Source organism: Streptomyces sp. NPDC058880, from assembly GCF_042742535.1.
Lineage (GTDB): Bacteria > Actinomycetota > Actinomycetes > Streptomycetales > Streptomycetaceae > Streptomyces.
In genome coordinates this window covers 52,086-72,724 of sequence record NZ_JBHYMC010000003.1, presented here as the reverse complement: position 1 = coordinate 72,724, position 20,639 = coordinate 52,086, and the positions used below count along the sequence as shown (strand labels likewise).

18 protein-coding genes are annotated in these 20,639 nt (G+C 74.3%); 7 read left to right on the top strand and 11 right to left on the bottom strand.

What is annotated here, in order from left to right; genetic code table 11:
• Window positions 1–41: 41 nt before the first annotated feature.
• The gene (locus ACFW2G_RS03160) at window positions 42–872 is read right to left on the bottom strand and encodes a hypothetical protein (RefSeq protein WP_384580331.1); all 831 of its coding nucleotides are present in this window, start codon (window positions 870–872) and stop codon (window positions 42–44) included.
• A gap of 77 nt (window positions 873–949) precedes the next feature.
• Between ACFW2G_RS03160 and ACFW2G_RS03155 the strand changes: the two genes are divergently transcribed.
• Window positions 950–1,795: a LysR family transcriptional regulator gene (locus ACFW2G_RS03155; protein WP_384451310.1), complete on the top strand. Its 846-nt coding sequence runs from the start codon at window positions 950–952 to the stop codon at window positions 1,793–1,795.
• A 104-nt stretch (window positions 1,796–1,899) separates the two neighbouring features.
• Window positions 1,900–2,967 (top strand): aminopeptidase P family protein, encoded by a 1,068-nt coding sequence (locus tag ACFW2G_RS03150; RefSeq protein ID WP_384580436.1) that lies wholly within the window; start codon window positions 1,900–1,902, stop codon window positions 2,965–2,967.
• 8 nt (window positions 2,968–2,975) lie between these two features.
• Here ACFW2G_RS03150 and treZ read toward each other — a convergent pair whose 3' ends face one another.
• Window positions 2,976–4,730, bottom strand: coding sequence for a malto-oligosyltrehalose trehalohydrolase (treZ, locus tag ACFW2G_RS03145; RefSeq protein ID WP_384580332.1), 1,755 nt, complete (start codon window positions 4,728–4,730; stop codon window positions 2,976–2,978).
• Window positions 4,731–4,841: 111 nt separating this feature from the next.
• Between treZ and ACFW2G_RS03140 the strand changes: the two genes are divergently transcribed.
• Window positions 4,842–5,405 carry a DUF1707 and FHA domain-containing protein gene (locus ACFW2G_RS03140; RefSeq protein ID WP_384580334.1) on the top strand — a complete coding sequence of 188 codons (564 nt, stop codon included), beginning with the start codon at window positions 4,842–4,844 and terminating at the stop codon, window positions 5,403–5,405.
• A gap of 89 nt (window positions 5,406–5,494) precedes the next feature.
• On the opposite strand, the gene ACFW2G_RS03135 is transcribed toward ACFW2G_RS03140, so the two are convergent.
• The 5 genes from ACFW2G_RS03135 to ACFW2G_RS03115 all read right to left on the bottom strand — a co-directional run bounded on the left by ACFW2G_RS03135 (window position 5,495) and on the right by ACFW2G_RS03115 (window position 9,008).
• Window positions 5,495–5,761: a metal-sensitive transcriptional regulator gene (locus ACFW2G_RS03135; RefSeq protein WP_037915354.1), complete on the bottom strand. Its 267-nt coding sequence runs from the start codon at window positions 5,759–5,761 to the stop codon at window positions 5,495–5,497.
• A 66-nt stretch (window positions 5,762–5,827) separates the two neighbouring features.
• Entirely contained in the window at window positions 5,828–6,394 is a 567-nt protein-coding gene (locus tag ACFW2G_RS03130; protein WP_037915358.1) for a rhodanese-like domain-containing protein, read from the bottom strand.
• 80 nt (window positions 6,395–6,474) lie between these two features.
• Window positions 6,475–7,221: a sulfite exporter TauE/SafE family protein gene (locus ACFW2G_RS03125; protein ID WP_384451298.1), complete on the bottom strand. Its 747-nt coding sequence runs from the start codon at window positions 7,219–7,221 to the stop codon at window positions 6,475–6,477.
• Window positions 7,218–7,592 (bottom strand): rhodanese-like domain-containing protein, encoded by a 375-nt coding sequence (locus tag ACFW2G_RS03120; protein WP_037915363.1) that lies wholly within the window; start codon window positions 7,590–7,592, stop codon window positions 7,218–7,220. The genes ACFW2G_RS03125 and ACFW2G_RS03120 overlap by 4 nt, the downstream gene beginning before the upstream one ends.
• A 48-nt stretch (window positions 7,593–7,640) precedes the next feature.
• Window positions 7,641–9,008: a rhodanese-like domain-containing protein gene (locus ACFW2G_RS03115; protein ID WP_384451295.1), complete on the bottom strand. Its 1,368-nt coding sequence runs from the start codon at window positions 9,006–9,008 to the stop codon at window positions 7,641–7,643.
• Window positions 9,009–9,172: 164 nt separating this feature from the next.
• Between ACFW2G_RS03115 and ACFW2G_RS03110 the strand changes: the two genes are divergently transcribed.
• On the top strand, window positions 9,173–9,568 hold the full coding sequence (locus ACFW2G_RS03110; protein WP_384451292.1) for a DUF302 domain-containing protein: 396 nt from the start codon (window positions 9,173–9,175) through the stop codon (window positions 9,566–9,568).
• 151 nt (window positions 9,569–9,719) lie between these two features.
• Here ACFW2G_RS03110 and ACFW2G_RS03105 read toward each other — a convergent pair whose 3' ends face one another.
• Together ACFW2G_RS03105 and treY are read right to left on the bottom strand one after the other, a co-directional pair.
• Window positions 9,720–11,120: a M14 family zinc carboxypeptidase gene (locus ACFW2G_RS03105; protein ID WP_384580336.1), complete on the bottom strand. Its 1,401-nt coding sequence runs from the start codon at window positions 11,118–11,120 to the stop codon at window positions 9,720–9,722.
• A 427-nt stretch (window positions 11,121–11,547) separates the two neighbouring features.
• Complete coding sequence (treY, locus tag ACFW2G_RS03100; RefSeq protein WP_384580337.1) at window positions 11,548–13,821, bottom strand: malto-oligosyltrehalose synthase; 2,274 nt, start codon at window positions 13,819–13,821, stop codon at window positions 11,548–11,550.
• Between the two features lie 82 nt (window positions 13,822–13,903).
• On the opposite strand from treY, the gene ACFW2G_RS03095 reads away from it, so the two are divergent.
• Window positions 13,904–15,232 (top strand): MFS transporter, encoded by a 1,329-nt coding sequence (locus tag ACFW2G_RS03095; RefSeq protein WP_384580339.1) that lies wholly within the window; start codon window positions 13,904–13,906, stop codon window positions 15,230–15,232.
• On the opposite strand, the gene glgX is transcribed toward ACFW2G_RS03095, so the two are convergent.
• Window positions 15,217–17,331, bottom strand: coding sequence for a glycogen debranching protein GlgX (glgX, locus tag ACFW2G_RS03090; protein ID WP_037915376.1), 2,115 nt, complete (start codon window positions 17,329–17,331; stop codon window positions 15,217–15,219). The genes ACFW2G_RS03095 and glgX overlap by 16 nt on opposite strands.
• A 286-nt stretch (window positions 17,332–17,617) precedes the next feature.
• Between glgX and ACFW2G_RS03085 the strand changes: the two genes are divergently transcribed.
• Together ACFW2G_RS03085 and ACFW2G_RS03080 are read left to right on the top strand one after the other, a co-directional pair.
• Window positions 17,618–18,895, top strand: a complete 1,278-nt coding sequence (locus ACFW2G_RS03085; protein ID WP_037915379.1) for an SAV2148 family HEPN domain-containing protein — start codon at window positions 17,618–17,620, stop codon at window positions 18,893–18,895.
• 90 nt (window positions 18,896–18,985) lie between these two features.
• The gene (locus tag ACFW2G_RS03080; RefSeq protein WP_037915380.1) at window positions 18,986–19,723 is read left to right on the top strand and encodes a 3'-5' exonuclease; all 738 of its coding nucleotides are present in this window, start codon (window positions 18,986–18,988) and stop codon (window positions 19,721–19,723) included.
• Between the two features lie 42 nt (window positions 19,724–19,765).
• Here ACFW2G_RS03080 and ACFW2G_RS03075 read toward each other — a convergent pair whose 3' ends face one another.
• Complete coding sequence (locus tag ACFW2G_RS03075; protein WP_384451279.1) at window positions 19,766–20,551, bottom strand: alpha/beta fold hydrolase; 786 nt, start codon at window positions 20,549–20,551, stop codon at window positions 19,766–19,768.
• Window positions 20,552–20,639: the final 88 nt, after the last annotated feature.

Here is a 20,639-nt window from a genome sequence, read left to right as displayed (position 1 = left end):
ATGCACAGCATAGCCGATCTGCGGGGTGGTCCTGCGACGCGTTATCCGGCCGCCCGGCTCGCGGCCGGCCGCGTCGAGTTCCAACCGCGGCGGCCGGCGGCGTGCCGGGCGGCCGCGACGGCGAGTGCCCTGATGATCGGGTGGGGCCTGCTGCCGTCGCCCTCCAGCTCCGGCTGGAAGAGCGTGGCCAGGAAGAAGGGGTGCCCGGGCAGCTCCGCGATGCGCACCTGGCCGTCCTCGTCGTGCCCCGACAGCCGCAGCCCGTGCGCGGTCAGGGTCGGCAGGTGCCGCGGAGCGGGCCCGTAGGTGCAGTGGTAGCGCTCCGTGGACCGCTCCGCGCCGAGCGCGGCTTCGGCGAGCGAACCGGGCTCGGCCCGTACCAGGCCCTCGTGCCCGACGAGCGAGCAGGCGAGCGGGGCGATCAGCAGGTCCTGCGCCCCGGGGTCGTTCTCGGCGTGCGCGACGTCGGCCAGCCCGCAGACCGACCGGGCGTACTCCAGGAGGGTGTGCTGGAAGCCGCCGCAGGTCCCGAGGAAGGGGATGCCTTTCTCGCGGGCCACCCGGATCGCGGCCAGCGCCCCGGCCTCGCTGGCGTACGGGCTGCCCGGCAGCACCCACACGGCGTCGAAGCGCGCCAGGTTCCCGGCGGCCGCCTCGGCCGCGGCGTCGCCGGTGGGGATCCAGTAGGCGTCGAGGACCAGCCCGTCGCGGGTGGCGAGGGCGTCGAGGAGGACCGGGATCCGGGTGTGGGACTTCACGTGCGGGGAGCGGTCGCCGACGAGGGCGATCCGCGCCACCCCGGTGCCCGTGAGGGCCGCGGTGCCTGCGGTGTGTTCGGAGTGTTCGGAGTGTGCGGTGTGTGCGGTGGTCATGCAGATCATCGTGTGGCCGCCGCCTGCTTCAGCGCCAACGATTGTTCCTGCACCTGCGATAAGTGATCCTGATGGCCATGGACCCGCACCTGCTGCGTACCTTCGTCGCCGTGGCCCGGCTCGCCTCCTTCTCCGGAGCCGCCCGCGAGCTGGGCTACACCCAGTCCGCCGTCTCCCAGCACATCGCCGCACTGGAAGGCGACCTGCGGGCGGAGCTCCTCACCCGCCGCCCCGTCGCACCGACCCCGGCCGGCGTGCGGCTGCTGGAGCATGCCGGCCCGCTGCTGCTGCGGCTCGATGCCGCCCGGGCCGACGTGCTGCGGCTGGCCGCCGCCCCGCCCGGGCACGTCACGCTCGCCGCCTCCCCGCTCGCCGTCGGCCCCCGGCTGCTCGCCGCCCTGCCCGCCACCGGGGTCACCCTGCGCGTGCTGCCCCCGGCCGAGGTGCCCGCCGCCGTGGCCACCGGCGGCTGCGATCTCGGACTGGTCGACGGCCCGGCCGCGCCGAGCGATCCGCTGCGGCTGCCCGACGTGGCACCGCTCACCGTGAAGGGCGTGGCGGAGGAGGAACTGGCCGTGCTGCTGCCCGGGGGACACCCCTTCGCCGGACGGGCCGCCGTCCGGCTGGACGACCTCGGCGACGCCCGCTGGATCGACGCCCCCGGCGTCGGCCTGCCGCTCACCGCCGCCCGTGCCTCCGTCCGCTACGAGGGCACCGACCTGCTCGCCCTCTGCGCCCTGGCCGTCGCCGGGCACGGTCTCGCACTGCTCCCGCGTCGCGTCGCCGAGGCCGCCGGCGCAGGGGTCGCCGTACCGCTGTCCGCCCCGCGACTGGTGCACCGTACGGAACTGCTCTCGCCCGGCGCCCCGACCGGCGCGGCCGCCGCTCTGGCCGCACGGCTCACGGCAGGATCCCCCGTATGACCGATGACATCGCCGACACCGACACCGACACCGACACCGACGCCGACGCCGACGCCGGCACCGCGGGCCCGGCGCCCTTCACCACGGCCGACTACGCCGCCCGTATGGCCGCAGCCGCACGGAGCGCAGCGCAGGCGGGGCTCGCCGGGCTGCTGATCGCCGCCGGCCCCGACCTCGCCCACCTCACCGGATACCGCCCGACCGCCGAGACCGAACGGCTGACCCTCCTCATCCTCGCCGCCGGCAAGGACCCGGTGCTCGTCGTGCCCGCCCTGGAGGCCCCTGACGCGGCACGGGCGCCCGGAGCCGGTGCGCTGACCCTGCGCGACTGGGCCGACGGGAAGGACCCCTACGCCCTGGCCGCCCCGCTGCTGGACCCCCGCGGCCGCTTCGGGGTGAGCGACAACACCTGGGCCCTGCATCTCCTCGGACTCCAGAGGCAGTTGCCGAACAGCTCCTACACATCGCTCACCGATTGCCTGCCCATGCTCCGCGCCGTGAAGGACGCGCGGGAGCTGGAGCGCCTCGCCGCGGCCGGAGCAGCCGTCTACGCGCAGATCCTCCACCTCCCCTTCGTCGGCCGCCGGGAGACGGAGGTCGCCGCCGACCTGGCCGCCCTGCTGCGCACGCACGGCCACTCCCAGGTCGACTTCACCGTCGTCGGCTCCGGCCCCAACGGCGCCGACCCGCACCACGAGGCCGGCGAGCGCGTCATCCGCCACGGCGACATGGTGGTTCTCGACTTCGGCGGTCTGCGCTTCGGCTACGGCTCGGACCTCTCCCGCACCGTGCACGTGGGCGAGCCCACCGCCGAGGAGCAGCGGGTCCACGATGTCGTCCGGGAGGCCCAGCAGGCGGCTTTCGCGGCGGTCCGGCCCGGTGTCCCCTGCCAGGAGGTGGACCGGGCGGCGCGTGCGGTGATCACCGGATTCGGGTACGGGGACCGCTTCATCCACCGCACCGGCCATGGCATCGGCGTCACCACCCACGAGCCGCCGTACATGGTCGAGGGCGAGGAGCAGCCCCTGGTGCCGGGCATGTGCTTCTCGGTGGAGCCGGGCGTCTACCTGCCGGGCCGGTTCGGCGTGCGCATCGAGGACATCGTGACCGTCACCGAGGACGGCGGGCGCCGCCTGAACGGCGCCCCGCGCGAACTGGCCGTCGTGGAGTAGCCCTTCGCTCAGGGGCCGAGCACCGCCGCCGACTCGCCGGGGAGGTGGATCCGTCCGTCCGGGCCGGGGTGTCCGAGCGGCTCCCACGACGCCAGCACGCGTACTCCGTTGCGGCCGAGCGCGATCGTCACGGGCTCGGCGGAGAGGTTCACGGCCACCCGTACGTCGCCCCGCCGGAAGGTCAGCCAGCGCCGCTCCTCGTCGTGGGCGACCCGGACCGCCGCCAGGTCCGGGTCGCGCAGGTCCGGGTGGGTGCGGCGGAGCGCGACCAGGGTGCGGTACCAGTCCAGCAGGCGGGCGTGGACCGGCTGTTCGGGCTCCGACCAGTCCAGGCAGGAACGGTCCCGGGTGGCCGGGTCCTGCGGGTCGGGAATCTCCTCGGCCTTCCAGCCGTGCGCCGCGAACTCCCGGCGCCGGCCGTCCCGTACGGCCTCGGCGAGCCCCGGATCGGGGTGGTCGGTGAAGTACTGCCACGGGGTGCGGGCGCCCCACTCCTCGCCCATGAACAGCATCGGCACGAAGGGCCCGGTCAGCGCCACCGTCGCCGCGCAGGCCAGCAGCCCGGGGGAGAGCGACGCCGAGAGCCGGTCGCCGAGCGCCCGGTTGCCGATCTGGTCGTGGGTCTGGGAGTAGCCGACGAACCGGTGGGCCGGGGTCCGGCGGTGGTCCACCGGCCGGCCGTGCGTGCGGCCCCGGAAGGAGGACCAGGTCCCGTCGTGGAAGAAGACCCGGGTCAGGGTCTTGGCCAGGGCGGCCAGCGGTGCCTCGGCGAAGTCGGCGTAATACGCCTGGGATTCACCGGTCAGCGCGCAGTGCAGGGCGTGGTGGAAGTCGTCGTTCCACTGGGCGTTCAGACCCAGGCCCCCGGCGGCGCGGGGGGTGGTGGTGCGCGGGTCGCACCGGTCGGACTCGGCGATCAGAAACAGCGGCCGGCCGGTCTCCGCGGCGAGCGCGTCCACGGCCGCGGACAGCTCTTCCAGAAAGGTCAGCGCACGTCCGTCGGCCAGCGCGTGGACGGCGTCCAGCCGCAGCCCGTCCATGCCGTAGTCGCGCAGCCAGGCCAGTGCGCTGCCGGTGAGGTACGCGCGCACCTCGTCGGAGCCGGGCGCGTCGAGGTTCACCGCGGCGCCCCACGGGGTGTGGTGGGTGTCGGTGAAGTACGGGCCGAAGGCGGGCAGGTGGTTGCCGGAGGGTCCGAGGTGGTTGTGTACGACGTCGAGGACCACGCCGAGCCCGGCCGCGTGCGCGGCTGCCGTGAACCGGGCCAGGCCCGCCGGGCCGCCGTACGGCTCGTGCACCGACCAGGGCGCGACCCCGTCGTAGCCCCAGCCGTGCCGGCCGGAGAAGGAGCACACCGGCATCAGCTCGACGTGCGTGACGCCGAGGGAGACGAGGTGGCCGAGGCGGGCCGCGGCCGCATCGAAGGTGCCCTCGGAGGTGAAGGTGCCGATGTGGAGCTCGTACAGGACGGCGTCCTGGAGCGGGAGGGGCTGAGGGCCGGCCGGTGCGGACTGCGGGGCCAGGGCATCGAGGTCGACGACGGCCGACAGCCCGTCGGGGCCGTCCGGCAGCCGCCGGCCGCGCGGATCGGGCCGCGGGAGGGTGTCCCCGTCCAGGAGGAAGCCGTAGCGGCTGCCGTCCCCGGCGGGCGCCTGTACCGTCCACCAGCCGTCCCGCTCCCGATCGGGTGCCATGTCGTACGTCACGTCGTCGAGTCGCAGTGCGACCCGGCCCGTCAGCGGTGCCCACACCTCGAACTGCACGGGCGGTCCCCTCGTCTGTCGGCGGCGTCCAGCGTGCTCATCGTGCCCATCATTCCGCCGCTGGCGGGGGAGTTCTGGACACTCGGCCCCCGACGGGCCGACAATCACCCTGTGACGTCGAGTTTCGAACTTCCTGCCTTCCCCGCGCCGCGGCTGTCGGACGCCGAGCGAGACTGTGCGCTGGGCCAGCTCAGGGAGGGCGCGGCGCTCGGCAAGCTGTCCCACGACACCTTCATACGCCGCATGGAACTCGCCCTGGTGGCCCGCCGTTCCGAGGACCTCGAGGTCCTCACTTCCGACCTCGGGTCCAGGGAGGCCGCCGAAAGCCCTTGGATCCGTCGGCTGTTCGGCTGGGTGGGGCGGGTCTCGGCGGTGTCCGCCGGGGTTCGTCGCGCCTGGAACGCCGAGCGGCTGCCCAAGCTGCTGCTGCCGCATCCGAGCGCGGCGGCCCTGCGGATCGGCCGCGACCCCAACAACGGGCTGCGGCTCAGCCACGAGACCGTCTCCCGCGCGCACGCGGAACTGAGCCTGCGCGACGGGGTGTGGGTGCTCACGGACCTCGGCTCCACCAACGGGACGAGTGTCAACGGGCGCCGGGTGACCGGCTCCGCGGTCGTCCGGGACGGGGACCAGGTCAGCTTCGGGAACATGACCTTCCGCCTCTCGGCGGGCTGAGCCCCGGACCCGGGAGCCCTCCCGGGTCCGGCCTGCCCGGCCCACGGGCGGGGGCTCGCGCCGGGCGGGCGTCGGGCAGGGGGGCGGGTTCAGGCGAGGGCGAGGAAGAGCTTTTCGAGTTCTTCCTCGGACATCGGGGCCTGGCTCGCGTCGGCGTCGGCCATGCACTGGCGCATGCCGCTCGCGACGATTTTGAAGCCCGCGCGGTCGAGGGCTTTGGAGACGGCGGCGAGCTGGGTGACGACGTCCTTGCAGTCGCGCCCGGCTTCGATCATGGCGATGACTCCGGCGAGCTGGCCCTGCGCGCGGCGCAGCCGGTTGAGGACTGCGCTGACGGCTTCTTCGTCGACTTTCACCGGTGCCTCCTGGGCTTGTGCTCGATCACTCCATGGTACCCCAGGGGGTATGGGTGGGTGGTGGGGTCAGCCGCGGAGGGAGGCGAGGGCGGCTTCGAGGTCGCCCTGGCGGGGGCGGTTGTGGGGGAGTTTGGCGAGGAGGGCCGCCATGCCGCAGGTGTTGGTGAGGGCGGAGAAGACCAGGCCGCCGGCGATGCCTGCGGAGGTGAGGCGGAAGGCGGGCCGCAGGCGGCCGAGGGCGAGGCCGGTCAGGACGACGGCGCCGGCGGTGAAGCGGACCTGGCGTTCCATGGCCCAGGTGCTGCGGCTGCTTTCGGGATGGTGGAGGGGGTGGCCGCCGTCGGCCCAGGCGGTGGTGCCGCCCGCGAGGGTGGCGGTGGTGACGCCGGCGTCGGCGAGGGTCCTGCAGGCGCTCTCGGAGCGGGCGCCGGAGGCGCAGACGACCAGGATGTCGCCGCGTTCGGCGGCCTTGCGGATGTCGGGCAGGGCGCCGGTGAGGTGGTCGAGGGGGATGTTGAGGGCGCCGGGAAGGTGTCCGGTGGCGTATTCGCCGGGGGTGCGGACGTCGAGGACGACCAGTTCGTGGAGGCGGCTGTGGGCCTGGTGGGCGTCGAGGGCGCGGGGATGGGGCATGGTGCGGTGTTCCGTCCTTGTGTGGGGGGTGGGGGGACATGGGGGGCGTGGTGCGGTCGGAGGGTCGAGCCCCGGTGCGGTCAGCGGAGGGCGTCGGCGAGCATGAGGGCGGCGACGGCCAGCAGGACGGCCGCGAAGGTCCGCTGCAGGGCGGGGCCGGAGATCTTCGATGCGAGGCGTTTGCCGTCCCAGGCGCCGAGGATCGCCGCGCCCGTGAAGGGGGCGATGACTGCCCAGTGCAGCGGGGTGTGGGTGCCGGCCCGGGCGGTGAGCGCGGCGAGCGAGTTGACGGTGATGATCAGGAGACTGGTGCCGACCGCGGTGCGCATGCGCAGTCCGAGGACGGAGACGAGGGCGGGGACGGCGAGGAAGCCGCCGCCGACGCCGAGGAAGCCGGTGGCCGCGCCGAGTCCGGCGCCCGCTCCCGCGGCCCGTGCGGGCCGTGCGGGCCGGGGCTGCCGCTCGGTGGCCGGGGGTCTGAACATGGCGAGGGCGGCGAGGGCTGCGATCACGGCGAACGCGGCCGTCAGTACCGCTTCGGGGACGCGGGCGGAGAGGGTGGCGGTGGCGATGGCGGGTGGGATGCCGGCGGCGGCGAACAGGGCACCGGTCCTCCAGCGGACGTTGCCGGACGTGGCGTGGGTGTACAGGGCGGTGGCGGAGGTGGCGGTGACGATGACGAGGGAAGCGGTGGTCGCGGCGGCCGGGGTGAAGTCGAGGAGGTAGATCAGGGCGGGGACGGCCAGCACGCTGCCACCGCCGCCGAGTGCCCCGAGGGCCAGTCCTATGACGGCTCCGGCGGCGAGGGCGAGGAGGAGCGTGCTCACGCCGTCCGGCCGCTGCTTCCGCGTGCGTCGACGACCGGGAGTCCGGCCGAGGCCCAGGCGTTCATGCCGCCCTTGACGTCGACGGCCTGGGCGCCGCGGTCGGTCAGGAGTTCGGCGGCCTGCTGGGAGCGGTGTCCGGAGCGGCAGATCACCACCAGCGGCCGGTTCTCGGCGGCGGCGGGCAGGGCGGCGCCGGCCAGGAGGCGGGAGAGCGGGGCGTGGACGGCGCCGGGGGCGTGTCCGGCGTTCCACTCGACCTGTTCGCGCACGTCGAGGAGCACGGCGTGTCCGTCGGTGGTGCGCTGGTGGGCCTGGGTGGGGGTGACGCGGGCGCTGCCGCGGGCGGCGCCGCGGCGGAAGAAGGAGATCATGCGCCTTCCTTCCGGGTCGGTGGGGTGGGGTGGGGTCGGGGGCTGGGATCAGGGGGTGTGGCCGCCGCTGGTGAGGGGCAGGCCGGCTCGCGCCGCGGCGTCGAAGGAGTCGTCGACGGCGACGACATCGCGTCCGGCCGCGTCCAGGAGGGAGGCGGCGATGCCCGCGCGCATGCCTCCGGCGCAGTGGACCCATACGGTCCCTGCCGGGACGTCGGCCAGGCGGCGGTGGAGGTCGTGGACCGGGATGTGGGTGGATCCGGTGATGAACGCCGCGGCGCGCTCGGAGTCGCGGCGCACGTCGAGGACCACGGTGCCGGGTGTCTGCTCGGCGAGGTCGGCGAAGGTGGCGCGGGGGAAGGCGCGGGGGGTGTGGCCTTCGGGTATCCAGTCGGCGGGGGTCCCGGTGGCCGCGGCTGCGGGGCGGTCGATGCCGACGCGGACCAGTTCGCGCTGGGCGGCGGCGAGCTGGGCGGGTGAGTCGGCGAGCAGGGTGACGGGCTTGCCCCAGGGGATCATCCAGGCCAGGTAGGTGGCGATCTTCCCGTCGGCCTCGAAATTGAACGAGCCCGCGACGTGCCCGGCGGCGAACGCGATGCGGTTGCGCAGGTCGACGACCCATTCCCCGGCGGCCAGGCGGGCTGCGATGTCGGCGGCGTCGGTCAGGGGCGGAGCGGCGAGGTCGACCGGGGTGGGGCCGGCGGCGTTGGTCGGACCCATGTGCGCGTAGTAGGCGGGTACGTCGTCCAGGCCGGCCAGCAGGCCGGCGACGAAGGAGTCGACGTCCTTGACCAGGGCGTCGTTGGCGGTCTTCTCCTTGCCGATGGTGGTGGCGTCGCCCTCGGCCTGGGAGGAGGAGCAGAAGCTGCCGAACCCGTGGGTGGGCAGCACCGGCGTCTCGTCGGGGAGCTCGGCGGCCAGGCGGTGCGCGGAGGCGTGCTGGGCGCGGGCCAGCTGTGCGGTCAGGCGCGGTTCGACCAGGTCGGGGCGGCCCACCGAGCCGATCAGCAGCGAACCGCCGGTGAAGACCGCCGCGACCCGCCCGTCCTCCTGGAGGACGTAGGAGGTGTGGTGGGGGGTGTGGCCTGGGGTGGCCAGCGCCCGCAGCGTGATGCCGTCGTCGACGCCGACGGTGTCGCCGTCCGCGACCGGGGTGCGGGCGAAGGAGACGCGGGCGGCGGCCGGCACCAGGTAGGCGGCGCCGGTCAGGCGGGCCAGGTCTAGGCCGCCGGTGACGTAGTCGTTGTGGACGTGGGTCTCCACCACGTGGGAGATCCGCACGCCGCGCAGGGCTGCCGCCGAGAGGACCCGGTCGATGTCGCGCGGCGGGTCGACCACGACGGCGGTCGTGTCGCCGCCGGCGAGATAGCTGCGGTTTCCCAGGCCCTCGGTCTCGATGGTGTCGATGAAGAACACGCGGTTGCTCCTTTCGGCTGCTCTTTTACCCCCGGGGGTATGCATCGAGACTAGCACGGGTACCCCCGGGGGTATTTTTGACCGTGTGGGGGCACCCGCTCTCCCGCCCGGCGGCCACCAGTCTCCGGCCGCCGTACCCGACCCCGACGTGAAGGGATGGCGCCATGCGCTACGACCGCACCGTCCACCTCGACGCCGGCTTCGCCGACACCGTCGCCGCCGTCCGCGAGGCCCTGGCCGCTCAGGGCTTCGGCATCCTCACCGAGATCGACGTCACCGCCACCCTGAGGGCCAAGCTCGGCCACGCAATGGAGGACTACCTGATCCTGGGCGCCTGCAACCCGCCGCTGGCCCGGCAGGCCCTGGACGCCGACCGCACCATCGGGCTCCTGCTGCCCTGCAACGTCGTCGTCCGCGCCGACGGCGACCGCACCGTCGTTCAGGCCCTGGATCCCGCGGTCATGTCCACCCTGACCGGACTGCCCGCCCTGGAAGGCGTCGCCGAGGAGGCCACCCACCGCCTCGACGCCGCGCTGGCCTCCCTCCAACCCGGCCGCTGAGTCCCCGGACGTCGGCCAGGAGGCGCGGGTGAGGATGCCGGCTTCCCGGGGGCGGGTCAGGAGGAGGGCGCGGCTGGTGGGGTCGGGGTCGGGGAGTCGGGAGCGACAAGGCGATCGGGGCGGTCGGCGCCGCCCCGAACCCCCGGCCCCGCTACAGCCCGCCCGTGGGGCGCCGCGCCGCCACGAGCTTGTCGTAGGCGGCCAGAACGGTGCGGGACTGGTGTTCCACCTGGGTGGCCACCGGGATCCAGCGGGCCCCGAACCGGGCCGCGAACTCCTCGCACCACTCGGTGACCAGCCGCTCCAGCCCGGGGGCCGCCGGATGCCCCTCGGCGCGCAGGACCCGGAGCAGCATCGCGGCCGCACGCAGCGACAGCCGCCGCCCGAAGGCGTCGATGCTGGCGATGTACGCCGCCGTTGCCTCGGCGGGTGCGCCGGGGCCGGTCCATTCGCGGGTGATCCGGGGGACCAGCGCGAGCGTCCAGTCCACCGCGCGCAGCAGCGGGGCCGCGGCCGGGTCCCTGGGCCCGCCCGGTCCCTGCCGGTCCCGGCCCCGGGTCCGCTCGCGGGTGGCGCCGACGAGCGCGGCGTCCGCCGTGAGCCGCCCGGCCAGCATCCGCAGGGCGCGGCGCGGGTCGGGATGCGGCGTCGGATCGTCCACCAGGTCGGAGGCCCACATGGGGACTTCGACGATCGCGGTGGTGCCGCCGTACAGGTGCGCGTGATACCAGGTGCTCAGCCGGGTGTCCTCCGGGTGGAACGCCCCGGCGGCCTCGCTCCCCGGCTCCGGGATCACGAAGATCCCGGGCCCGGGGGAGGGCCAGCCGGCGGCGTCCGAGGCCCCGTTCTCCACCGGGATGTGCAGCTCCGCGGCCGACTTGCCGAACGGCTCCGCGAGGCCGGGTATGTCCCGGGTGAGCTGCACCCAGGAGCCGCCGAGGTCGGTGGCGTGCAGGGAGACCTGCAAGACCGGCCGCAGTTCGTCGATGAGCGCCAGCAGCGCCAGGGTCTCCGGCGGTAGCCGATCTCCGGGCAGGAGGGACGGCGCCCACTCGGGCTGTTCGGGTCCGGGCGGTCGGAAGAAGTGCCGGTGGTAGTCCAGCAGCGAGTACGGGCGGGGCGTGCGGTGCAGGTCCGCGCCGTCCGGGTCGGCGCAGAGCAGGAAGTGCCAGCCGCAGCCCGCCCGCGGCGCGGGGTCGCGCAGGACCCGGTGGGCGAGTGAGAGTGCCGTGGCGCCGCCGACGGGCTCGTTGGCGTGCGCTCCGGCGACGACGAGGACGTCGCGGGCGTCCCCTCGCGGCGGGCCGAGCGGGCCGGGGCCGTCCGTGCCGGCCGGGAGGTCAGGGGCGGCACGGCCCGCGGTGCCGCTCGGGCCGCCGTCCGCGGTGGCCCGAACCGTCGCCGCGACGGACAGCACCCAGATCGGCCGTCCGGCCCGCGAGGTGCCGGCCTGGCGGAGCCGAACCTCGCCGGGGTGTTCGTCCGCCAGAGCGCGGGCGGCCAGCCCGAGTTCATGCGGTGTGGGGTAGCACATGTCACGGAGGAGAGTCACAAGGGATGCCATGCCCGCCACGCCCGCCGCCTACTGCTGTGCGGGCCCCGCAGTTGCCCGGACTCCCCGGGAAACCCCTGGCCCAGCGGCTGCACGGGCATGCCCGGCGGGGCACCGCGCTCCTGTGCGGGCGCAGTCCGTGGCCCGCCGGGCTCAGGAAGGCATCGCCGACCGCCTGCGAGAGGGGCGGGTGCGCGTGCACGCCCGGCAAGGCGACCCCGCTCCGTGCCCGTCGTCACCCTCGGCGCAGCCTTCGAGGACCTCTTCCGGCCCCTCCTCGACAGCGTCCGGGCCGCGGCCGCCGCCGCATCCTCCGGAAACGGCTCCAGGAGCGATCCGGGGCCTGTTCGTCCGGTCAGTGGCCGTGGCGGGCCGTGCGGCACGGATACCAGGCGGCCCCGCGGGCGCCGGGCGGCGCCGCAGGGGTTCAGAGGCGGAGCCAGACGCCCACCGGACGATCGGACAGCAGCGCGGACACCTCGATCGTACTGCCGTGCAGTACGGGGGAGTTCGCTTCGCCGTGCGGCGGCAGGACCGGCGTCCACCTGCCGGGCGGCAGGTCCAGCCGGGTGTCGCGCCAGCCGCCCGAGGCCGCGAGCCGGTGGGACAGCCGGGTGGCCGCCACCAGCAGACCCGGGGCGCGGGTGAAGGCCACCAGGTGGTCGGCCGCCGGGCCACCGGCCGTGACGGGCGCGTAGCCGCGGAAGAGGTCCGGCCGGTCCCGGCGCAGCCGTAGCAGCGCTGCCGTGAGGGCCAGTTTCTCCTCGGCCGGGGCCTGCGGGGCGGCCCCCGCGTCCAGCCGTGCCAGCGCATCGCGGGGGAAGCGCGCCGGCCGCCGGTTGTCCGGGTCCACCAGGGCCCGGTACTCGGTCTCCGCGCCCTGGTAGACCTCCGGCACCCCCGGCATCGCCAGGTGCAGCAGCGCCATGCCGAGCAGGTTGGCGCGGGCCGCCTCCGCGAGCTGCGCCGGCAGGTCCAGCGGGGCCCGGGCGTACTCGGGGACGCCGGCCTCGTACTCCTCGTTCCGGTCGGTCCAGCTGGTGTGCAGGGCTGCTTCGCGGGCCGCCTTGAGCAGCGCCTCGGCCAGCCGCGGTACCGCCTCGGGCGTCCGGCCGAGCCCCAGAGCCGTCTGGCGGGCCACCCACGCCAGGTGGGGGTCCGGCGACGGGTCCGGCCCGCCCATCAGCTCCGGCGCCTGCGACAGCGCCGAGATCCGGGCCCTGACGTCCGCGCTGCGTTTGGTGTCGTGCGTGGACAGCACCGTGCCCGTATCCGGCCAGTCCCGCGCCAGCACGGCGCAGTACGCGTGGAACTCCTGGGGCGACACGGCCGGACACCCGGGCTCCCCGCCCACCTCGGTGGCCGACAGCAGCGGCGCGTACCGGTAGAAGGCCCGGTCCTCCAGGGACTTGGCGCGCAGGGCTGCCGAGGTCTGGGCGAACCGGGCGGCGAAGGCCGGGTCCCGTAGCAGCAGCTCCCGTACGCCGGCCACCGCGGCCGGACCGGCCAGCTCGGCCGCCGGCTCCACCGCTTGCGCCGGCAGCTCGCACTCGCCGGGATAGGGCCGGTAGACGGGGAAGGCGATCAGCAACTCGCGTACGGCCGGGGCGAGTTCCGCCCCGGCCCGGCGCTCCAGGGTCCTCAGCTCGGCGGCGAGGTCGCCGGTCAGCACCTCCCGCGCACAGGCCCGGGCGGTCTGCGGCCACGGGGGAAGACCGGTGGACCGCCCGTAGCGGGCGGCCAGTTCGGCGGCACCCCCCGGGTCGGTGAACACCCCGTCGACCCGGTGCAGCGCGTCGTAGCCGGTGGTGCCCGCCACCGGCCAGCCGGCCGGCAGACGCTCGTGGCGGGCCAGGATCTTCTCGACCACCACCCAGCAGTCGTCGCCGACAGCGGCCCGCAGCCGGCCCAGGTACTCCTCGGGGTGGGCCAGCCCGTCCACGTGGTCGATCCGCAGCCCCTGCGCGACCCCGTCCCGGACCAGCTCCAGGACCTTCGCGTGGGTGGCGGTGAACACCTCCGGATCCTCCACCCGGACCCCGATCAGCTCCGAGATCGTGAAGAATCGGCGGTAGTTGAGCGTGGTCGAGGTCTCCCGCCACCAGGTCGGCCGGTACCACTGAGCGGCCAGCAGCTCCGGCAGCGCCAGGCCCTCCGTCCCGGCCCGCAGCGGGAACTCCTGTTCCCCGTCACGCAGTGTCCCGCCGTCGACCCGCAGGTCGCGGGAGTCCACCGGTCCGGCGAGCAGGGGGAGTACCACCTGCCCGCCGCCGGCCTCCCAGTCGATGTCGAACCAGCGGGCGTAGGGCGAGCCCGGCCCGTCCCGCAGCACCTCCCACAGGGGCCGGTTGAGCCGCAGCGGCGTCGGCACCGCCATGTGGTTCGGCACGATGTCGAGGACCAGGCCGAGCCCGTGCTCCCGGGCGCGGCGGGCCAGGGCCCGCAGGCCGGGCTCGCCGCCCAGCTCGGCCCGTACCCGCGAGTGGTCGGTGACGTCGTACCCGTGGGCCGACCCGGGCACCGCCTCCAGGACGGGGGAGAGGTGCAGGTGCGACACGCCGAGCGAGGCGAGGTGCGGCACGGCCGCCTCGGCGGCCGCGAAGGTGAATTCCGGGCTCAGCTGGAGGCGGTACGTCGACGTCGGGGTAACGGGTTTCGGAACATCGGAATCCGATGCGGGGGGCGGGTGCGGCTGGCTCATGAGAACGTACGTACCCAACCTGCCGGATTCCGTGCCATGACCCAATGCATCCGAGTGACTGCGTCGGGTTAGTGTCGATCAAGTGGTCGGAACCGTCAGCACCTATCGAAGTGTCATCGCCCTGACCGGGCCCCTGCTCCCGCTCGTCTCTTTCCTCGCCCGCCTGCCCGTCGCGATGTCCCAGTTCGGAAGCTTCCTGCTGGTCGCCCAGACCAGCGGCTCCCTGGCCACCGCGGGCATCGTCGGAGGTGCGCTCTCCACCGGACAGGTCCTCTTCGGACCCGTCCTCGGCCGACTCGCCGACCGGCACGGACAGCGGCGCGTCGTCCTCGCCGCCGCCGCGGTCAACGCCGCCGCCACCGCCGCCCTGGTGGCCGGTGCGCTCACCCATCTCGCCACCCTCCCGCTCGCCGCGGTCGGCGCCCTCACCGGGGCCTCCGTGCCGCTGATCGGGCCCCTGGCCCGGACCCGTTCCGTCGCCCTGGCCCGCAGCGCCCAGGCGGACGAGGGCGTCACGGGCGCCGTGCACGCACTCGAAGGCACCCTGGACGAGGTCTCCTTCGTCTTCGGACCCGCCCTGGTCGGACTCGCCTCCCTGGTCGCCCATCCGGCCTTCGCCCTGGCGGGCGCGGCCTGCCTCGTCGCCGTCTTCGGCAGCGCCTTCGCCCTGCACCCGACCGCCGCCGCCACCGCCGGCTCCCCGGCGCGGGAACGGCGCACGGGAGGGCGGCGCCGGCCGCCCGCCGTGGTCCATGCCGTACGGGGCTCCCTCGCTCTCCAGGGCGTGATGTTCGGTGCGTGCCAGGCCGGCATCACCGCGCTCACCATCCGTCTCGGAGTTCCGGACCAGGCCGCCGTCGTCTACGCGGCGATGGGCATCGTCAGCGCCGCCGTCGGCCTCGCACTCGGCGCGCTGCCCGCCCGCTTCGGGCTGCGGCTGCGCTGGCGGGTGGCGACCGGCGCCGCCCTGGTGTTCTCGGCGCCTCTGCTGGTCACCGACGGCCTGTGGCCGCTGTACGCGGTCGTCACCGTGCTCGGAGCCGCCTATGCACCGCACCTGATCACCGCGTTCGCGCTGACCGAGCGCGCCGTGGAACCGGCCCGGCTCGCCACCGCGATGGCCTTCGCCGCCAGCAGCCTGGTCGCCGGGCAGGCCGTGGCCCTGGTCGTCGCCGGGCGCCTCGCCGAGCGGTACGGCCCCAGCGGGGCCTTCGCCGTGGCCGTGGGAGCCGCCGCGCTCTGCCTGGCCCTCGCCCTCGTCACCCGCGTGCCCGCCGCCCGTACGCACGGTGCACCGGCCGGCGAGCCGCCCGCGGAGCCGGCCGGCGGGCCGAACGGTGCACCGGCCGGCGGACCGGACGCCGAAACGGTCCGGCAGCCGGACCCGGACCCCGCCTACGCCGGCCGCTGAAGCACCACCAGGCACCGCCCCGTCAGCGCCACCCGGTCGCCGGCCGCGTACTGCGGCCCGGTGCCGGGTGGCAGTACGTCCGGCCGGGAGGTGTCCACCACCAGCCGCCACTGTGCGCCGTGCCCCGGCGGAACGGTGAACTCCTGCGGTTCCGGAGCCGCGTTGAACATCAGCAGGAACGAGTCGTCGGTGATCCGCTCCCCGCGGCTGCCCGGCTCGGAGATCGCCTCCCCGTTCAGGAACACCGTCAGCGCCCGCGCATGCTGCGCCTGCCAGTCGCGCGCCCGCATCTCCTCGCCGTGCGGGGTGAACCAGGCGATGTCGGAGAGCTCGTCGTGGGTGCCCTCCACCGGCCTCCCGTGGAAGAACCTGCGCCGCCGGAAGACCGGGTGGTCGCGGCGCAGCCACACCATGCGGCGGGTGAACTCCAGCAGCGACGGGGCCGGTTTGCCGGGCTCGGGCCAGTGCACCCACGCCAGTTCGTTGTCCTGGCAGTAGGCGTTGTTGTTGCCGCCCTGCGTGCGGCCGAACTCGTCGCCGTGGCTGAGCATCGGAACCCCCTGCGACAGCAGCAGGGTGGCGGTGAAGTTGCGCATCTGCCGTTCGCGCAGCGCCAGGACCTCAGGGTCCTCGGTCGGACCCTCGACCCCGCAGTTCCACGACCGGTTGTGGCTCTCGCCGTCCCGGTTGCCCTCCCGGTTCGCCTCGTTGTGCTTGTCGTTGTACGAGACGAGGTCGTTCAGCGTGAAGCCGTCGTGGCAGGTGGTGAAGTTGATGGACGCCAGCGGCCGCCGTCCGTCGTCCTGGTAGAGGTCCGAGGACCCCGTCAACCGCCCGGCGAACTCGGCGAGGGTGCGCGGCTGCCCGCGCCACAGGTCCCTGACGGTGTCCCGGTACTTGCCGTTCCACTCCGTCCACAGCGGCGGGAAGTTGCCCACCTGGTAGCCGCCCTCGCCGAGGTCCCACGGCTCCGCGATCAGCTTCACCTGGCTGACCACCGGGTCCTGCTGGACCAGGTCGAAGAACGACGACAGCCGGTCCACCTCGTGGAACTGGCGGGCCAGCGTCGCCGCGAGGTCGAATCGGAAGCCGTCCACGTGCATCTCGGTGACCCAGTAGCGCAGCGAGTCCATGATCAGCTGGAGCACGTGGGGGGAGCGCATCAGCAGCGAGTTCCCCGTGCCCGTGGTGTCCATGTAGTGCCGAGGATCGTCCGACAGCCGGTAGTAGGAAGCGTTGTCCAGACCCCGGAAGGACAGCGTCGGGCCCAGGTGGTTGCCTTCGGCGGTGTGGTTGTAGACCACGTCGAGGATCACCTCGATGCCCGCCTCGTGCAGGGCCCGCACGGCCGATTTGAACTCCAGCACCTGCTGGCCGCGGTCGCCCGAGGCGTAGCCGTTGTGCGGGGCGAAGAAGCCGATCGTGTTGTAGCCCCAGTAGTTGCTCAGCCCGTCGTTGACCAGCCGGTGGTCGTTGACGAACTGGTGCACCGGCATCAGCTCCAGCGCGGTCACCCCGAGCTTGGTGAGATGGCCGATGACCGCCGGGTGGGCGAGCGCCCCGTAGGTGCCGCGCAGTTCCTCGGGCAGGTCGGGATGACGCATGGTCAGGCCCTTGACGTGGGCCTCGTACAGCACGGTGTGGTGGTACTCGTGCCGCGGAGGGCGGTCGTTGGCCCAGTCGAAGTACGGGTTCACCACCACCGAGCTCATGGTGTGCGGGGCGGAGTCCAGGTCGTTGCGGGAGTCGGGGCGGCCGAAGTGGTAGCCGTACACCGCCTCGTTCCAGTCGACCCGCCCGCTGATCGCCCGCGCGTACGGGTCCAGCAGCAGCTTCGCCGCGTTGCAGCGCCGGCCGCGCTCGGGCTCGTAGGGGCCGTGCACGCGGAAGCCGTAGCGCTGCCCGGGCATGATGCCGGGCAGGTACGCGTGGCGCACGAAGGCGTCCGTCTCCCGCAGTTCGACGGCGGTCTCGGAACCGTCGTCGTGGAGGAGGCACAGCTCGATGCGCCGTGCGGCCTCTGAGTAGACCGCGAAGTTGGTCCCGGCGCCGTCGTACGTGGCGCCGAGGGGATACGCCTGTCCCGGCCAGACCTGCATAGACAACGACTCTTCCCTCGGTGTCGAAAGACGTCCCGGATGATCCGGCATGGACCGCGTCACTGCCAGATCTTCCCCGAAAGTGGGCCCTCACGCGCGGACTTGGCAGTGGTCCTGCCGGGTGACCCGCAGGCCTGATATGCGGGTCAGCGGACTGTCTGTGCATCGGATAATGGGTCAATGGACGGCCGTGGTGCGGGCCATCGGGCTGCATCGGGCCGCGCGCGCGGGATACCCTTCCGTGATCACTGGAGACGGGCGTCCAGACGCAGAAGGCGGTGCACGGGTGAGCTCGGGAGGTCTGGAGCTGCCCCCTGGTGACGGCAGTCACGAGGGTGGCCCGGCGGACGCCCCAGGCGGCGTCCCCGGCGGGACGCCGACGGAGGTCCCGGCAGGGGCGGTCTCCCTGGCGGGCGGACCGGCGGAGGCCGGGATCGCCCGGGCCGGCGCCGAACTGGACTGGGGTGCGGAGGCCTGGACCGAGGTCCGTACGCGGGCGCAGCGGGCCGGCCGGGCCTACATCTGGCTCAACCTGATCGAACAGCGGCTGCGGTCGGTGGTCGGCGCGGTGCTGAGGCCGATCTACGAACCGGTGCACGGCGGGGACGACTGGGTCGTCGCGGCCGCCGGCCCCGCCGGGCAGGAGTGGGTGCAGCGGGCCGTGGCCGTGCGCGAGGTCAGCCGCCGCAAGGGCTATCTGCTCGACTCCGCCGACGACAACGTGCTGAGCTTCCTGACCCTCCCGCAGCTGCGGGAGCTGATGGTCCAGCACTGGCCCTGCTTCGAGCCGTACTTCGACGACCGGCGCGAGATCGAGCTGGCCCTGGACGAGCTGGAGGTCACCCGCAACGTCGTCTCCCGCAACCGGGCACTGTCGCGGCCCGTGCTGGAGCAGGCCGAGCGGGCCTCGGCGCGGCTGCTGGAGGTGCTCGGCGGGGGCTCCGGCAGCCCCGCCGCGGACCGGCTGCCGATCGACGCCGTCGAGGACCTGGTGGGTGACCGGTACGCGGACGTGGTCTCGGTCCATCCGGACCGGGTCCGGCTCCAGCGCAACCTGCCGGCGGAGGACCTCTTCGGGGGCGCGCGGCGGCTCGACGGCATCGGGATAGGGCTCAACCTGCTGGTGCAGAACTTCTCGGGGCGAAGACTCGTCCGACTGACGGAGGCGGGCTGCCGGGTGCGCCTGCTGTTCCTGAACCCGGCGAGCAGCGCGGTCAAACGGCGCGAGCGGGAGCTGGGACTGCGCAAGGGCGAGCTGAGCCGCTCGGTCGAGATGAACATCCTGCACGTGCGGCGGGTCAGGGCGGGCCTGCGGGACCCCTCGCGCTTCGAGATCCACGTCTTCGACGAGACGCCGCGGTTCACCGCGTACCTGGTGGAGGGGCAGGCCTCGGGCATCGCGGTGGTCCAGTCATACCTGCGGCGGGCGCGCGGCATGGAATCGCCCGTCCTGGTGCTGCGCGGTGGCGGACGCGGGGTGCCCAAGGACGCGGACCACGGACTGTTCGCGACCTACCGGGAGGAGTTCGAGTCGATGTGGGAGGACTCCCGGCCGGTGTCGTGAGCACCTCCCGGGAGGGGGACGCCCGGCCTGTCAGTGGCCCGTGGCAGGCTGAAACCCGTTGACCGAAGACGTACGGGGGAGGGACGAGGGGTGGAGGACCAGCGCGGTACGGGGGGCTGGCACGGCCGGGTGCTGATCGGGTTCGACCTGGAGACGACCGGCACGGAGCCGGGCGAATCGAGGATCGTGACGGCGGCCGTGGTCGAAGTGCGCGGCGGTGCGGTGCACGAGCGGCGCGGCTGGCTGGCGGATCCGGGGATACCGATCCCCGAGGGGGCCTCGGCCATCCACGGAATCAGCACGGAACGGGCGGTCGCCGAGGGCCGCCCGGTGCGGGAGGTCGCCGACGAGGTCGCGGAGGCGCTGGTCGGACACTGGCGTGCGGGGGCCGTGGTCGTCGCCTACAACGCGGCCTTCGACCTCACGTTGCTCAGCGCCGAACTGGCCCGGCACGAACTGCCCTCGCTGGCCGAGCGGCTGGGCGGGGCGCGGACCGGTCCGGTGGTGGACCCGCTGACCATCGACCGGGCCGTGGACCGCTTCCGGCGCGGCAAGCGGACCCTGGAGGCGGTCTGTGGAGTGTACGGGGTCACCCTGGAGTCGGCGCACGACGCCGGCTCGGACGCCCTGGCCGCGGTCCAGGTGGCCCGCGCGATAGCCGAGCGGCACCCCCAGGTGGCCGAGCTGACCCCGGCCGACCTGCACGCACAGCAGGGCACCTGGCATGCCCGCTGGGCCCGGGACTTCCAGTCCTACCTGCGCCGCCAGGGCACCCCGGACGCGGTGATCGACACGGCCTGGCCCCTGCGCGACCCGCTGCCGGTCTGACCGGACCCGGCCGGACGGGCCGGTGCAGGGACCGGCGGGCCGTCAGCGGGCGAGGAACGGGATCAGCTGCGCCGTGAGTTCGGCGGGCGCGTCCATCGCGATGAGGTGGGCGGCGGTCGGGAATTCGACCAGGGTGGCGCCGGGGATCTCGTGGGCGTAGCGCCGGCCGATGTCCTGGAAGTCGGCGACGTCGAGTGCGCCGATCCCGACCAGGGCGGGTACGGCGATGCCGGACAGGTCGCCCCGGACGACGCCCTGCGCGTGCTCCCCGACGGCGTCCTGGTTCACCAGCGAGGTGCGGATCGGCTCCCGGAGCCGCTCGGCCAGTCCGGCCGCGACGTCCTCCCACGCGCGGGCCGGCCCGCGCACCCACATGTCCAGGTTCGCGGCGACGGCGGCGTCCAGGTCGCCCGAGGCCAGCGCCCGCGTCTCGGCCTCGTCGTAGGCGATCATCTCCGCGGACCAGTCGTACCCGGGCCACGGCGCGGCCAGCAGGGCCAGGGAGTGGACCCGGTCCGGGTGGGTGAGGGCGAAGTCCACGGCCACCCGGCCGCCCCAGGACGCGCCCACGAGCCGGACGCGCTCGTGCCCGAGGTGGTCCAGGAGCCGGCGCAGGTCGTCGGTCTCCCTGAACGGACCGCTCGGCGGCGCGGACTGCCCGAAGCCCCGCAGGTCGTAGCGGATGACCGAGTGCCGTTCCGCGAGAGCGGGGACGACCGCGTCCCACATGTGGTGGTCGGCGATCCCGGCGTGCACCAGCACGACGGGCGGCCCGTCGCCGGTGACGACGTAGGAGAGGTGTCCGAGGTCGTCGGATAGTGTGATCATCCGCAGATGTTCGCAGGCCGGTGGCGTGCCCACCAGCGTCGGGGTCGCGGCCCAGGTGCATCGACGCGCGTCAGCGACCCTGCGGGTC